The organism is Saccharopolyspora erythraea NRRL 2338, assembly GCF_000062885.1.
Classification (GTDB): Bacteria; Actinomycetota; Actinomycetes; order Mycobacteriales; family Pseudonocardiaceae; genus Saccharopolyspora_D; species Saccharopolyspora_D erythraea.
In genome coordinates this window covers 5,635,067-5,649,052 of the sequence record NC_009142.1, presented here as the reverse complement: position 1 = coordinate 5,649,052, position 13,986 = coordinate 5,635,067, and the positions used below count along the sequence as shown (strand labels likewise).

Genomic DNA, 13,986 nt, shown 5'->3' with positions numbered 1-13,986 from the left:
GGCTCGGACCGCTACTCGAGCAAGCCCAGCATGCCCGGCAGCCCCAGGGACAGCGAGGGGATGAAGGTGACGGCGATGAGCAGCAGGACCAGCCCGACGAAGTACGGCACCAGCTTCGGGACGACCCGCTCGATCGACACCCCGCTCACGCCGGTCCCGACGAACAGGACCGAACCGACCGGCGGCGTCATGGTGCCGATGCACATCGCGAGGATGAGCACCATGCCGAACTGGACCGGGTCCATGCCGAGCTCCTCGGAGATGGGCAGCAGGATCGGCGTGAAGATCAGGATCGCCGGCGTGATGTCCATGAACGTACCCACCACCAGCAGTAGGATCAGCATCAGCACCAGAATGACCGCTGACGAGTCCGTCACCGACAGCAGCGCCTCCGCGATCGCCGCCGGGATACCGGTATAGGCCATCACCCACGACATGCCCGCGGACGCCGCGATGAGGAACATGACGATGCCGGTCGCGATGACCGTGCGGGTCACGACATCCTTGAGGGCCGTCCACGACATGCTCCGGTACGCCAGCGACAGCACCAGCGTGTACACCACGGCGACCGCGGCACCTTCGGTCGCCGTGAACACGCCGAACACGATGCCCCCGACCACGACAACGATCAGCAGCAGGCCCGGGATCGCACTGAGTAGGACCCGGAAGCCCTCAGCCAAGGTGACGCGGTCGGCCTTCGGATACTTCTGCCGTCGGGTGAAGACGAAGGCGATCACCATGATCACCAGGCCCATGAGGATGCCGGGTACGTACCCCGCTATGAACAGCGCGGAGACGGACACGCCGCCCGCGACGGTCGAGTAGACGATCGCGGCCGTCGTCGGCGGTATGAGCAGTCCGGTCGGGGCCGACGCGATGTTGACCGCCGCCCCGAAAGCCGGGTCGTATCCGGCTTTCTGCTGGCGATCCTGCAGCGTGCTGCCGATCGCGGCGGCCGATGCCACGGCCGAGCCGGACAGCGCGCCGAACAACATGTTCGCCAGCACGTTGGTGTGCGCCAGCGCGCCGGGGACCCGACCCACCGCCACCAGAGCGAGGTCGACAAGGCGGCGCGCGATACCGCCGGTGTTCATGATGTTGCCCGCGAAGATGAACAACGGGACGGCCAGCAGCGCGAAGCTCTCGATGCCGACGTTCATCTGCTGCCCGATGATGTAGGTGGAGTCGTCCCACGGCAGGAACGCCAACACGGTGACGAACGAGGCAACTCCAAGCGACACCGAGATCGGCACGCCGGTGAACAGCAGGACGAAGAATGCGCCGAACAGGACGGCGACAGCGGTCAGAGCATCCATCAGTCCGTCCCCACCGTCTCGATCGAGACCTCGCTGATGAGGTCCTGCCAGATGTTGAGCAACTGCGCGAACGCGATCGCGAGGCCGGCGACCGGCCCGATCGCGTAGACCAGACCCCGGGAGACACCCAGCAGTGCCGAATAGTCGGCGGCCGAGCTGAGCGCCAGCATCGTGCCGCCGATCACCAGCACGACCACGGCGAAGACCAGCACGAGGACGTCCGAGCCGAGGACCAGCGTGCGCCGCACCGCGGGCGAGAACCGATCCCGCAGGACGACGAGCGACATGTGCTTGCGATGGAGGAACGCGTACGCGGCGCTGATCATCGACGTCCAGATGAGCGCGTAGCGCACGAGCTCCTCGGTGAAGGCCGCCGGCGAGCCCAAGACGTAGCGGGTGAAGACCTGGTACAGCACCAGCAGGGTCATGACGACGAGCAGGGCACCGGCGAATCCCGCCAGCACGCCACCGAGTGCTCGTCGCACCCGGTTGAGACGGTCGAGTGCGGTCATGGCGTGCCTCGCTTCCCGGCCGAGTTGATGACGGACAGAAGCTCCGCGACCTCCGGGTGCTGCTTGGCGTACCCGTCCACCACCGGCCGGGTGGCCTCGCGGAAGGCGGCGGTGTCGACGCCGGTGATGAACTCGACGCCCATCGCCTTCGCGTCGGCGATCGCCTGCTCGGTGGTCTTCGCCCAGTCGGCCTTCTGTTGCTCGGTCGATGCGCGGGCCGCCGCGGTGAGCAGCTTCTCGTCGGCCGGGTCGAGCCGCTCCCAGGTCTCGGTGCTGATCACGAGCATGTCGGGGATCCGGGTGTGCTCGGTCATCGAGAACGCATGGGAGACCTCGCCGTGCGCGCTGTCGGTCAGTACCGTCTCGTTGCTCTCGGCGCCGTCGATCAGGCCGGTCTGCAGCGAGGTGTAGGTGTCGCTGAACGCCATCACGACCGGGGCGGCTCCCAATGCGCCGACGAAGTCGGTCTGCGAGCGCATGTCCTGCACGCGGATCTTGAGCCCGCGCAGGTCTTCCGGGGTCCGCACCGGCGTGTTCCCGGTGTAGAAGGACCGCGCCCCGGAGCTGTAGTAGGTGAGGCCGACGAAGCCGGCGTCGGCGGTCGAGCGGAAGTACTCGGCCATCTGAGGCGAATCCATCACCTCGTGGAACTCCTGCTCGGAGTCGAAGATGTAGGGCAGGCCGAAGGTGTGATAGCCGGGGGCGTAGGTCGCCAGTCCCGGCGCACTGACGCGGGTCATGTCGACGATGCCTTCGTGGAGCTGGCCGAGCACCTCGGGTTCGTCGCCAAGCTGACCGTTTCCGTAGTGCTTCAACACGATTCGGCCGCCGCTGCGCCGCTTGACGTCCTCGGCGAACGAGGCGAGTGCCTTGGAGGTGACGTGGTCGTCGCTGAGGTTGTTCGCCAGGCTTAACACCAGAGGGTTTTCCGGCGTCGCCTCGGCGCTCGTCCGCGCGCCGGATGCCGGCGCGCATGCGGCAAGGGCCGCGACGAGGACCAGGGCGACGATGCCGCTGATCAATCGGTTCCTCATGCCTGCCTCTCTCACATGCCGATCATGTCGATGGGCTCGAACGAGATCGTGACGGCGAGATCGCCGCCGGGGTCGGGGGTTTTGATCAGCACGGATCCGAGCCCGATGTCGTAGTGCCAGCCCGCCTCCGCGGCGTCGAAGTGACTGCGGTGCAGGTACTGCGGGAGGCGCTCGCCGTCGAGGGCGACCCAGTGCGGGCACTGGCCGGGCCGGATGACGTCGAACAGCAGCCGTTCGACGGCGCTCCGGTACCCGCCGCGCCGGGTCAGCTCCAGGCGCACCTGCTCACCGGCGGTCATCCGGATGTCGGTCTCGCGGAACACACCGTCCTCATGGGCACGGGTGAGGCCGTCGTCCTCGTAGAGCGTGAAGCGCGCGTCGCGGTCGGGGGCGCAGATCAAGCGCAGCTCCGTCACCTCGTCACGGGTGAGGCTGTGCAACTGGTTCTCCGCGACCGGAACGACGCCGCCGCCACGCAGGAACAGCGGGATCGAGCCGAGGTCCACCGGCAGTTCCACGACCTGTCCGCCCTCGTAGCGCTCCCGGGTCCAGGCGTTGTAGAACACCTCGCCTTCCGGAAGCCGGACGGCGCGGGTGCTCGCCCCCGGGGTGAGCACGTTGGCGACGAGCAGCGCGTCGCCGAGCATGAACTCCTCCGACGTCTCGTCGAGGGCCGGGTCGTGCTGGAACGCGCTGATCAGCGGTTCCATGATCGGCCAGCCGGTCGCCGCGGCACGCGCCGTGAGCGAGTACAGGTAGGGGAAAAGCCGGTAGCGCAGCTTGACGGCGTCCCGGATGTAGGGCGTGTGGTCGCGGTACATCCACGGCTCGGTCACCGTGTTGTCGGAGTTGACCGAGTGGATCGAGAACCTCGGCTGGAAGACCCCGTGCTGCACCCACCGCACCAGCAGCTCGGGATCGGGTGCAGGGCCGTGGAATCCGCCGATGTCACAGCCGTGGTGCGGGAAGCCGGACAGGCCCATTCCCAGGATCGTGGCGATGTTGTGCCGCAACGACTCCCACGAGGTGGAGTTGTCGCCCGCCCAGCTCTGGGCGTAGCGCTGGATGCCCGCGTGACCGGAGCGGCACACGATGTAGGGACGAGCCGACGGAGCCGTCGCGGCGATGCTGTCGCGGGTCACCCGGCACATGAGGTTCGACATGACGCTGCGCAGACGGCCGATCGTCGCGCCTGCGCCCTCGAAGTCGACGCCGGAGTCGGTATCGATGATGCCGTCGTACTCGCAGTTGTCGTTCCAGACCGACGTCGTGCCCTTGTCCAGGACCGCTTCGGTGAGCCAGCGCTGCCACGCCTCGCGGGCGGCGGGCTTGGTGAAGTCGACGAACCGGCCCGGCCCGCCCCACCAGGCACCGGTGGCGGGGCCGTCACCGGCTGTCGCGGCCGCGTCGGCGCTGCGGGTGACGAAGACGTCCGCACTGCCGAATTCCTCGAGGCGGGGATGGACGTCGAGGACACCGGGCTTGACGTTCGGGGACACAGTGATGCCGCGCTCGGCCATTCCGGCGAAGAAGCCCTCGGGATCGGGGAAGCGGCGCTCGTTCCACGTGAAGACGCACCGCTTCGCTCCGGCCTCGGTCTCCTGTGTGGTGTAGCCCGACGAGAGCTGGAAACCGTCGACGGGAATGTCCTCGGCTCTGGCGATGTCGATGAACTCGGTGATCGCGCGGTCGCTGTCGGCGTCGAGTTCGGAGTAGTACATCGACGAGGCCAGGTAGCCCAGCGCATATTTGGGCAGCAGTGGTGGTCTGCCGGTCAGCATGGTGTAGCGCTGCACGACGTCGCGAATGCCCGGACCGGCGATGAGGAAGAGATCGATGTCGCCGCCGTCGGCGCGGTAGCGGCTGTGCGGGGGCCAGTAGTTACTCCGCTCCCGGCCGAGGTCGAAATCGCAATCGTAGGTGTTGTGGTAGAAGTACCCGACGGCTTTCCGGGTTTCCCGGTTCATCTTGATATAGAACGGGATGTGCTTGTACAGCGGGTCGGTTTCGCGCGGATCGTAACCGAGGGCGTCTTTCGGGCTCATCGTGATGAGTTTTTGAGCCTTGTTCAGCGGCCCCGTGGTCTCGCCGAAACCGTAGAATGCGTCGTCGAGTGAGATCTCGCTGGTGTGAATGCGGCGACCGTTCGAATCCTGCAGATAACCGAGCCCGACGATATCCGAATGCAGCAGTGTGCCCGCGTCGTCGTGGACGCGGATCCGGAACGGCTCCTTCTCGATGTCCACGCGGAGGTTCCCGCCGGTCACCCTGACGAGATCGCCCAGGTCGTCGACGTCGAACGGCAGCGGCGTCACTCGCGTGCGCTCGGCCCCCATGAACTCGTCGAGCCGGTCCGGCCACGCCGTCGTGGTGAGCGTGTACGACTCCTCGGCGAAATCGCCCTCGAAACCGGCGCGAATACGCAGAATGCCGTCGGCCATGAGAATGAGCAGGAGCTCGACACCGTCGGTGTGGACGCGGATCCGGTCACCGGCCCGTTCCACTCGCTCGACTCGTGATGTGACACGCACGTGAACTTCTCTCGATCTGGCGGATTGCCTACTGTCCGGGTGGCGGCGCCGTCGTGGATGACAGTGATGGGACATCGGATGCGGCGGCGCGGGTGTTTCCCTCACCAATCATGAACCGTACCGTCCTGGAGCCGATTCACAGGCAGGTATGCCCGCTCGTAGGGGTACTTGGCCGCCAGGTCGTCGTCGAAGTGGATGCCCAGACCGGGTTCCTCGCTCGGACGCAGGCCGCCGAGGGCGAATTCGTACGTCGGCCCGAAGACCGACCGCGTCTGTTCGCTGTGGACCATGTACTCCTGGATACCGAAGTTGTGCAGTGCCAGGCCGAGGTGCACGGCGGCCGCCAGTCCGACCGGCGAGACGTCCGTCGGGCCGTGCATACCGGACTTGACCTGGTACATCGCCGCGTAGTCCATGATCCGGCGCACGCTCGTGATGCCTCCCGCGTGCGTGATCGGCGAGCGCACGTAGTCGATGAGCTGTTCACGGATCAGGTGCTGGTAGTCCCACACGGAGTTGAACACCTCGCCGATCGCCAGCGGCGTGGTGGTGTGGTGACGCACCCAGCGCAGCGCTTCTTGGTTCTCAGCCGGCGTGACGTCTTCGAGCCAGAACAGGTCGTAGGGCTCCAGGGATTTGCCCAGCTTGGCCGCCTGGATCGGGGTGAGCCGGTGGTGCGCGTCGTGCAGCAGCGCGATGTCCTCGCCGAACTCGCCGCGGACGGCTTCGAAGACCGAGGGCACGTGCCGCAAGTAGGCGCGGGTGTCCCAGGTCTCCTCGGCGGGCAGCGCCGAGCGGCGGGCGGGTTCGTAGTCGTAGCGGGTGTCGTCACCAAGCGAGGCGGCCGCGCTGGAGGCGACGCCGTACACCGAGTCCAGACCCGGCACGCCGGTCTGGACGCGGATCGCCCGGAAGCCCTCTTCGAGGTGCTCGCGCACCGAGTCGAACAGCTCGGGAATGTCCTTGCCGCTGGCGTGGCCGTAGACCAGGCACCGCTCGCGGCTGGCCCCGCCGAGCATCTGGTAGAGCGGCAGCCCGGCGACCTTGGCCTTGATGTCCCACAGGGCGGTGTCCACCGCCGCGATCGCGGCCATCGTCACCGGGCCGCGTCGCCAGTACGCGCCGCGGTACAGGTACTGCCAGGTGTCCTCGATGGCGTGCGCGTCGCGCCCGAGCAGCAACGGCGCGACGTGGTCGGTGAGGTAGCTAACCACCGCCAGCTCCCGGCCGTTCAGCGTGCCGTCGCCGTAGCCGACCACCCCGTCGTCGGTGGTGATCTTCAGGGTGACGAAGTTGCGGCCCGGGCTGGTGACGATGACGTCTGCGCGCTCGATGAGCACTGGTCCTCCTTGACTGAAAACGACGAGTGGTCGCCGGTCCGCCGTGCTCGAGTGATCGGTGCGGTGGCTGCTGGACTCGCGGTCGGTTCAACGTAGGAGTCGCCCCGTAGACTGGCAATCAGTTGCCATTTGTTGCCAACATCAACAGCGGACGACCACGGAGGTACGCGGTGGACCAGGGCAGGCCGACGATCTACGACGTCGCGCGGCGCTGCGGCGTCGCGGCTTCCACCGTGTCGCGCACTTTCTCCCATCCCAGCCGGGTCAACCACGCCACCCGAGAGAAGGTCCGGGCCGCCGCCGACGAGGTCGGTTACCTCCCGCGGCCGCTGGCGCGCGCGGAGGCACCCCGCCGCACGCGGACGATCACCCTGGTCGTCACCGATATCGCCAATCCGTACTACGCCCCGCTGATCAAGGCGGCCCAGTCGCAGGCATTGGAGAAGGACTACACGCTCGTCCTGACCGACAGCGACGAGTCACCGCGTGTCGAGGTCAGCAACCTGCGACAGCTGCTGGCGACCACCAGTGGTGCCATCCTGGCCACCTCCCGCCTGTCCGACGACGTCATCCGCCAGATCGCCCAGCACCGCGCGCTGGTCGTCATCAACCGCGAGATCGACGGAATTCCCAGTCTCGTGGTCGACACCGCGAGAGGGATGCGCAAGGCCGTTCGCCATCTGGCCGCCATCGGGCATCGCCGCATCGCCTATCTCTCCGGCCCTCGCAACTCTTGGATCAACAGCGCACGCTGGCGTGCTGTGCAGGAGGAATCCGGCGCGCTCGGTCTCGACGCGGCGTTCGTGGGGCCGCACGTGCCGAACCTGTCGGGCGGGCACGAAGCCGCCGACGCGCTGATGCTCCAGCGCGCGACCGCCGCCATCGCCTACAACGACCTCATCGCCATCGGCGCCCTGCAACGCTTGCAGACGGCCGGCATCAGCGTGCCCGCGGACTTCAGCCTCATCGGGTGCGACGACATCTTCGGCGCGGACCTGACGACCCCGGGCCTGACCACCATCGCCGGGCCGACCGAACGGCTCGGCAGATCCGCCGTCGACGTCCTGCACGCCCAGCTCACCCACCGCACGAGGACGGATTCCACGCTGTTCGACGCCCATCTTGTGACGCGCGGCTCCACTGCCGCCCCTAGGCATGACAACTGATGGCAACCAGTTGCACTCGTCGCGCGAGATGACGACGCTGCCCGTATGGACCGCGGCATGGCAGCAACCTCCGGGACCCGCTACGACCACGAGCACGCCGGCCCCCTTGCCACACCTCGCGGGGCCGCCCCTGCAGGCCGGGTGCCGCTGACCCCGCACCCGGACCGGCTGCTCCCGTCCGAACCGTCCCAGCGCTGCATCGCGCGGCGGCTCTACGACAGCGTCCGTGACCTCCCGCTGATCAGCCCGCACGGGCACGTCGAGGCCCGCCTGCTCGCGGACGACGACGCGTTCACCGACCCCGCGTCGCTACTGGTCACCCCCGACCACTACGTCACCCGCCTCCTGCACGCCCACGGCGTCCCGCTGGCCGACCTCGGACTGCGCGACAGCGCCGACGACACCGACCCCGCACAGCCGAGGGACGTATGGCGGACCTTCTGCGAGCACTGGCACCTGTTCCTGGGCACCGCGTCCCGGGGCTGGCTGGAGGCCGAGCTGCACGACGTGCTCGGCGTGACGGTGCAGCCCTCGGCGGACACCGCCGACGAACTGTTCGACGAGCTCACCGTCCGGCTGCGCAAGCCCGAGTTCCGGCCGCGTGCGCTGTACGACTCGTTCGCGATCGCGGCGCTGGCCACCACCGACGACCCCACCGACGACCTGTCCTACCACCGGGCCCTGGCCGAGGACCCGTCCTGGTCGGGCCGCGTCGTGCCGACCTTCCGCCCCGACCGCTGCCTCGATGCCACCGGCTCCGGCTGGACCACGGCGCTGGACGACCTCGCCGCCGCCAGCGGCATCGACACCGGCGACTACGACGGGCTCATCCGGGCACTGGAGAACCGCAGGGAGCACTTCCGCGCGCACGGCGCCACGGCCACCGATCACAGTGCCCCCGATGCGCGCATGGCCTTCCTGGACGCCGTGCAGGCGCAGCGCTTGTTCGATGCGGTCCGATCCGGCACAGCCAGTGCCGATGACGCCCGCCTGCTGTCCCAGCAGCTGCTCGGCGAAATGGCCCGCATGTCCAGCGAGGACGGCATGGTCATGGCGCTGCACACCGGCAGCAGGCGCAACCACCACCCGGATACGCTGCGCCGTTTCGGCCCCGACACCGGTCACGACATCCCGCTGCAGGCGGAGTTCACCCGCGCGCTGCAGCCCATGCTGGAGCGTTTCGGCACGAACCCGCGGTTCCAGACGGTCCTGTTCACCCTCGACGAGACCGTCTTCTCACGTGAACTCGCCCCTCTTGCCGGGTTCTACCCCTCGGTCTACCTCGGTGCGCCGTGGTGGTTTCTCGATGCTCCCCGCGCCATGTACCGCTTCCGCGACGCCGTGACCGAAACGGCCGGCTTCTACCGGAACGCGGGCTTCATCGACGACACCCGAGGGTTCTGCTCCATCCCCGCCCGCCATGACACGGCCCGCCGGGTCGACGCGGCCCACTTGGCGGGACTCGTCGCCGAGCACGTGCTCAGCGAGGACGACGCCGCTCTCGTCATCCACGACCTCCACGACCGCCAGCCGCGAAAGGCGTTCCGACTGTGACGACACGACTGACCCGCGCCGCTGCCCACGCACGCCCGCCGGCTCCGGTACGCGCCGTCCACCTCGGACTCGGCGCATTCCACCGGGCCCACCAGGCGGTGTACACGATGGCCGACCCGGATTGGGGCATCGCGGCCTACACGTTCCGCAACACCGAGCTCCCGCGCACGCTCGCCGAGCAAGACGGTCTGTACTCGCTGCAGGTGCGCGGAGAAGGGGAGCCACGGGCGGAGATCGTCGATGCGATCAGCCGTGCCCATCCCGGCAGCGAAACCGACCAGTGGCTCGCCGATCTGGCTTCTCCCGACGTGACGCTGCTGACGCTGACGATCACCGAGGCCGGTTACCGGCTGTCCGGTGACCAGGACGGGACCGCGATCGGCCGCGTCCTCGCCGGGCTGCGCGGGCGTCACCGCGCGAGCGGCGCCCCGATTGCGCTTGTGCCCTGCGACAACCTGCCGGGCAACGGCGGCGTGCTGCGGGAGGCGATCCGCACCGCCGCAGCAGGCGAGGCCCCGGATTTCCGCTCGTGGATCGAGGACCACGTGTCGTTCGTCGACACGGTCGTCGACCGGATCACGCCCGCGACCACCGAGCAGGACGTCACCGCCACCGCGCGGCTCACCGGCTTCGAGGATCGGGCTCCCGTGGTGACCGAACCGTTCAGCGAGTGGCTGCTGGCCGGGGACTTCCCGCTCGGCAGGCCCGCGTGGGAGAACTCCGGTGCCAGGTTCGTCGACGACCTCGCCGCGTACGAGCAGCGCAAACTGTGGTTTCTCAACGGTGCGCACACACTGCTGGCCTACGCCGGTCCTGCGCTGGGGTGCGCGACGGTCGACGAGGCCGTCCGGCACCCGGTGCTGGCGAGGCTGACCGCGTCGTGGTGGGACGTCGCGTCGCGCCACGCGTCCCTTCCGGAGGAGGACTTGGCCGACTACCGGCAGCGCCTGCGTCAGCGTTTCTCCTCCCGCGGGGTGCGGCACAACCTGCTGCAAATCGCCGCGGACGGTTCCCAAAAGATCCCCGCCCGGATCCTGCCGGTGCTGCGCGCCGAACGCGCCGCGCAGCGAATGCCCGATGCCCCGGTCGCGGCGTTGGCCGGCTGGCTGATCCATCTGCGCGACCGCCCGGTCAGCGACCCCCGCGCCGACGAACTGGTCTCATTGGCACACTCGGCGGACGCCCCGCGCCGTGTCCTGTCCGCTCTGGACGTCACCCTCGCCAACGACCGGGAGCTGGTCTCCGCGGTGGAGGACTACGTCGAGCACCTGCGGCTCTCCGCCGGCCGAACCGTGTAAAGCCGCCACCGACGTAATGCGCGACGCAGCCCCCGTATTTCGCTACTCGCCACCCTGATCCGAAGCACCATGCGCGTCACGGCTCGGGCCGAGGAAACACATCCCTTCGTCTTGATCGCGTCGCCGAGGACGGGGTTCGAAGCGATCGTCGTTTCGGTGGTCGCGCCGTGCAGGGTTCAACTTGGCGAGATACTGTCTTCCCCGGTCGTAGGCGCGCTGCGAGCGGTTGCCGTCGTCCACGCCGCCGTAGTTCGGTGCTGGGCGATACGTTTGCGAGGGTCGCGAGCCGGCGAAGGACCAACCCTCGGCACGGGTGGGCCACCGGAACTCGGCGGCTCGCGACGCAGACCGCACCGCAGTGCAGGTCGACGTCACACCGCGACTGCAGCCAGGCGCACCGACCCACCACGAGGCCTACCAGGCACCCAGCGACGTGCCCGGCGCAGAATTCCAGCTCAAGGGAGTGAAGCTCTACACCGCGGAGTGGCATGGTGATTCGCGCGGGTACAAGCTCAACGATCCGTGGACTTACCGCTATCTCGAAGCCTGCCGAGAGCTCGGGATCCGCAACATCCACATCCACAAGGGACCGACGATTCGGCCCTTGGACCGCGACGCGTTCGACGTCGCCGACGTCGACATCGCCGCAACGGACTTCCCGGACCTCAACTTCGTCGTCGAGCACTGCGGCCTCCCGCGCCTGGAGGACTTCTGCTGGATCGCGACGCAGGAGCCGAACGTGCACGCCGGCCTCGCCGTCGCGATGCCCTTCATCCACACCCGACCCAGGTATTTCGCCCAGATCATCGGCGAACTGCTTTACTGGCTCGACGAAGACCGGATCCAGTTCTCCAGCGACTACGCGCTTTGGACGCCCCGGTGGCTGGTCGAACGCTTCGTCGACTTCCAGATCCCCGAGGACATGACGGAATACCCGCCGCTCACCGTGGGCCAGAAGAAGAAAATCCTCGGACTCAACGCCGCGTCCATGTACGACATCGAGGTCCCCGACGATCTCGGAGTGGTCGAAGCGGCGGCGGTGGCCTGAAATGCATACCGCAGAGCTGCAACGAGCCGCACGTCGGCACTGGATCGTGTCTTCGACCCGGAACTGGACGAACCCATCACCGACCTTGGTTTCGTCCGCTCCCTGGAGGTCTCGGACCAAGGTGACATCACTGTCCACCTCCGCCTGCCGACCTCCTTCTGCTCGCCCAACTTCGCCTACCTGATGGCTGCCGATGCCAAGGACGTGCTGTCGGAGCTTCCGCGGGCGCGGGAAGTCGTGGTGGTCCTGGACGACCACCACGACTCGGAGGTGATCAACAGCGGGCTGCTGGAGAGAGCACTGACCGGCATGCTCCGGGACGAGCCGGCGCTGGCCGAGGAAGACCTGCACGACGTGCCCGGTCTGCCGCCCCGGACCTCCTCGGCGAGCAAGCCGTCAATGGCGGGTCGGCATGGAGCCTGACGTTCGCCGGCGAAACGGCCATGCTCACCTTCGCCTCTGGCGTTCCACCGTCGCCTGCCGTTGGAGGCCGGCGGAGTGCGGGCTGGGCGTCGCCGTCTCGAGGTCACGAACCGTCCCGCGCCTGACGTCGCCGGCGCGTGGCAACACCGGGGCCGGATGATCCGCACTCGGATCATCCGGCCCCGGTGTTGTATGAGGCGATACCAGCGGCGTCATGTTCAGAGTCGGTTGTGAGCAGCATCGCCGCTCACACCAGGAAGCCGAACAGCCGTATCGCCTTTCCAGTGCTGCGTCGGCCAAACCGTGGGTGTCTATTGACAGCGCTCCCGCCGTCGCTCATCGTCTGTACGTCCAACGTACAGATGTTCGTCAGTCGCACAGAATCGGGAGACAACGATGCCGATGCGATCGCTGTTGCACAGCGCTTTCACGTCGAAGCTGTACGTGACCGTCCTCGTCGCGATCGCTCTCGGCGCGGCCCTCGGCCTGATCGCTCCGGAGATCGGTGCGTCGCTCGAGCCGGTCGGCACAGGTTTCATCTCGTTGATCCAGATGCTCATCGCCCCGGTGGTGTTCTGCACGATCGTCACCGGTATCGCCTCGGCCGGGGAGCTGACGGCTGTGGGGCGTGTCGGGGTGAAAGCTCTGGTCTACTTCGAGGTCGTCACGACGATCGCGCTGATCGCCGGTTTGGTCGTGATGGATGTGTTCGAGCCGGGTAGGGGGCTCAACGCGGATCCGAACGCGTTGCAGCTCTCGGGTGCGGCGGAGAAGTACCTGCAGACCAGCGAGAGCCAGAACTGGTACGACTTCCTGGTTCAGATCATTCCGCACAGCGTCGTCAGCGCTTTCACCGAGGGCAACGTGCTGCAGGTTCTGCTCATCGCGATCTTGTTCGCCCTCGCGATCAAGGCGCTCGGCAGCCGGGGCGAGCCGCTGGCCCGCGGTATCGGCCGTGTCGGCGAAGCGGTGTTCGGTGTGGTCAAACTCGTCATGTACCTGGCGCCGCTGGGGGCCTTCGGCGCGATGGCCTACACCACGGGCAAGTTCGGGCTTGGAACGCTGACCAGTTTGGGCAGTGTGATCGCGCTGTTCTGGGCCACCGGCATCGTGTTCAGCCTGCTGGTGTTCGGCTTGATCGCTCGGCTGTGCGGGCTGCGGATCCTCAAGCTGTACCGGTACTTCAAAGACGAGCTGCTGATCACGCTGGGCACCTCCAACTACGAGGTCGTGATGCCGCAGCTCATGCGCAAGCTGGAGAACCTCGGCTCGCCCAAGCGGATCGTCGGCCTCGTCGTTCCCTCCGGATATGCGTTCAACGGTGACGGAGTGTGCCTCTACCTCGGCTTCGCGTCTCTGTACATCGCGCAGGCGTTCAACGTCGACCTGTCGTTGTGGCAGCAGATCGGGTTGCTGGCCGTCTTCATGGTCACCTCGAAGGGCAGCGCGGGAGTTGCCGGTGCGGGCTTCGTCATCCTCGCGGCGACCCTGTCGACCACGGGCGCGGTCCCTGTTGTCGGGATCATGCTGGTCTTGGGCATCGACCGGTTCCTGTCGACCATGCGTGGTCTGGTCAGCCTGTCCGGACAGATCATGGGCAGTCTCGTCGTCGCACGCTGGGAACGCGCTCTCGATCTCGAACGTGCTCGCGCCGTCCTCAACGGCGAACCCGTTGTACCCCTGCCTGACCGCGACGGTTCCGCCGAGACATTCCCAGCGCCCACGGCCGACGCGGTCGCCAACACTGCGGGCCCCTCCTGACCC

At 67.7% G+C, this 13,986-nt stretch carries 10 protein-coding genes and 2 pseudogenes; 7 read left to right on the top strand and 5 right to left on the bottom strand.

What is annotated here, in order from left to right; translation table 11 throughout:
• Positions 1–11: 11 nt before the first annotated feature.
• Genes SACE_RS24480 through manD form a run of 5 tightly spaced genes read right to left on the bottom strand, consistent with a single transcriptional unit; the run spans position 12 to position 6,733 of the window.
• Positions 12–1,316: a TRAP transporter large permease gene (locus SACE_RS24480; RefSeq protein WP_011874579.1), complete on the bottom strand. Its 1,305-nt coding sequence runs from the start codon at positions 1,314–1,316 to the stop codon at positions 12–14.
• On the bottom strand, positions 1,316–1,828 hold the full coding sequence (locus tag SACE_RS24475) for a TRAP transporter small permease (protein ID WP_011874578.1): 513 nt from the start codon (positions 1,826–1,828) through the stop codon (positions 1,316–1,318). The genes SACE_RS24480 and SACE_RS24475 overlap by 1 nt, the downstream gene beginning before the upstream one ends.
• Positions 1,825–2,862, bottom strand: coding sequence for a TRAP transporter substrate-binding protein (locus SACE_RS24470; protein ID WP_029622029.1), 1,038 nt, complete (start codon positions 2,860–2,862; stop codon positions 1,825–1,827). The genes SACE_RS24475 and SACE_RS24470 overlap by 4 nt, the downstream gene beginning before the upstream one ends.
• An 11-nt stretch (positions 2,863–2,873) precedes the next feature.
• Positions 2,874–5,498, bottom strand: a complete 2,625-nt coding sequence (locus tag SACE_RS24465; protein WP_197537711.1) for a glycoside hydrolase family 31 protein — start codon at positions 5,496–5,498, stop codon at positions 2,874–2,876.
• Complete coding sequence (manD, locus tag SACE_RS24460; protein WP_009949934.1) at positions 5,495–6,733, bottom strand: D-mannonate dehydratase ManD; 1,239 nt, start codon at positions 6,731–6,733, stop codon at positions 5,495–5,497. The genes SACE_RS24465 and manD overlap by 4 nt, the downstream gene beginning before the upstream one ends.
• 170 nt (positions 6,734–6,903) lie before the next feature.
• On the opposite strand from manD, the gene SACE_RS24455 reads away from it, so the two are divergent.
• The 7 genes and pseudogenes from SACE_RS24455 to dctA all read left to right on the top strand — a co-directional run bounded on the left by SACE_RS24455 (position 6,904) and on the right by dctA (position 13,983).
• Positions 6,904–7,899 (top strand): LacI family DNA-binding transcriptional regulator, encoded by a 996-nt coding sequence (locus SACE_RS24455; RefSeq protein ID WP_009949935.1) that lies wholly within the window; start codon positions 6,904–6,906, stop codon positions 7,897–7,899.
• Positions 7,900–7,956: 57 nt separating this feature from the next.
• Positions 7,957–9,453, top strand: coding sequence for a glucuronate isomerase (uxaC, locus tag SACE_RS24450; protein WP_011874576.1), 1,497 nt, complete (start codon positions 7,957–7,959; stop codon positions 9,451–9,453).
• The gene (locus SACE_RS24445) at positions 9,450–10,751 is read left to right on the top strand and encodes a mannitol dehydrogenase family protein (protein ID WP_081468390.1); all 1,302 of its coding nucleotides are present in this window, start codon (positions 9,450–9,452) and stop codon (positions 10,749–10,751) included. Before uxaC ends, SACE_RS24445 begins: the two co-directional genes overlap by 4 nt.
• A 448-nt stretch (positions 10,752–11,199) precedes the next feature.
• A pseudogene (locus SACE_RS24440) lies at positions 11,200–11,799 on the top strand (amidohydrolase family protein); the annotation flags it as partial.
• A 39-nt stretch (positions 11,800–11,838) separates the two neighbouring features.
• A pseudogene (locus SACE_RS40290) lies at positions 11,839–11,976 on the top strand (iron-sulfur cluster assembly protein); the annotation flags it as partial.
• 6 nt (positions 11,977–11,982) lie between these two features.
• Entirely contained in the window at positions 11,983–12,222 is a 240-nt protein-coding gene (locus SACE_RS40285; RefSeq protein WP_009949939.1) for a hypothetical protein, read from the top strand.
• Positions 12,223–12,618: 396 nt separating this feature from the next.
• Positions 12,619–13,983: a C4-dicarboxylate transporter DctA gene (dctA, locus tag SACE_RS24430; RefSeq protein WP_011874573.1), complete on the top strand. Its 1,365-nt coding sequence runs from the start codon at positions 12,619–12,621 to the stop codon at positions 13,981–13,983.
• The last annotated feature ends 3 nt before the right edge of the window (positions 13,984–13,986 follow it).

Coding starts and splice junctions, on each gene's coding strand:
- SACE_RS24470 (WP_029622029.1), bottom strand. CDS start 2,862: ATGAGGAACCGATTGATCAGCGGCATCGTCGCCCTGGTCCTCGTCGCG.
- SACE_RS24480 (WP_011874579.1), bottom strand. CDS start 1,316: ATGGATGCTCTGACCGCTGTCGCCGTCCTGTTCGGCGCATTCTTCGTC.
- dctA (WP_011874573.1), top strand. CDS start 12,619: ATGCCGATGCGATCGCTGTTGCACAGCGCTTTCACGTCGAAGCTGTAC.
- uxaC (WP_011874576.1), top strand. CDS start 7,957: ATGGCAGCAACCTCCGGGACCCGCTACGACCACGAGCACGCCGGCCCC.
- SACE_RS40285 (WP_009949939.1), top strand. CDS start 11,983: ATGGCTGCCGATGCCAAGGACGTGCTGTCGGAGCTTCCGCGGGCGCGG.
- SACE_RS24475 (WP_011874578.1), bottom strand. CDS start 1,828: ATGACCGCACTCGACCGTCTCAACCGGGTGCGACGAGCACTCGGTGGC.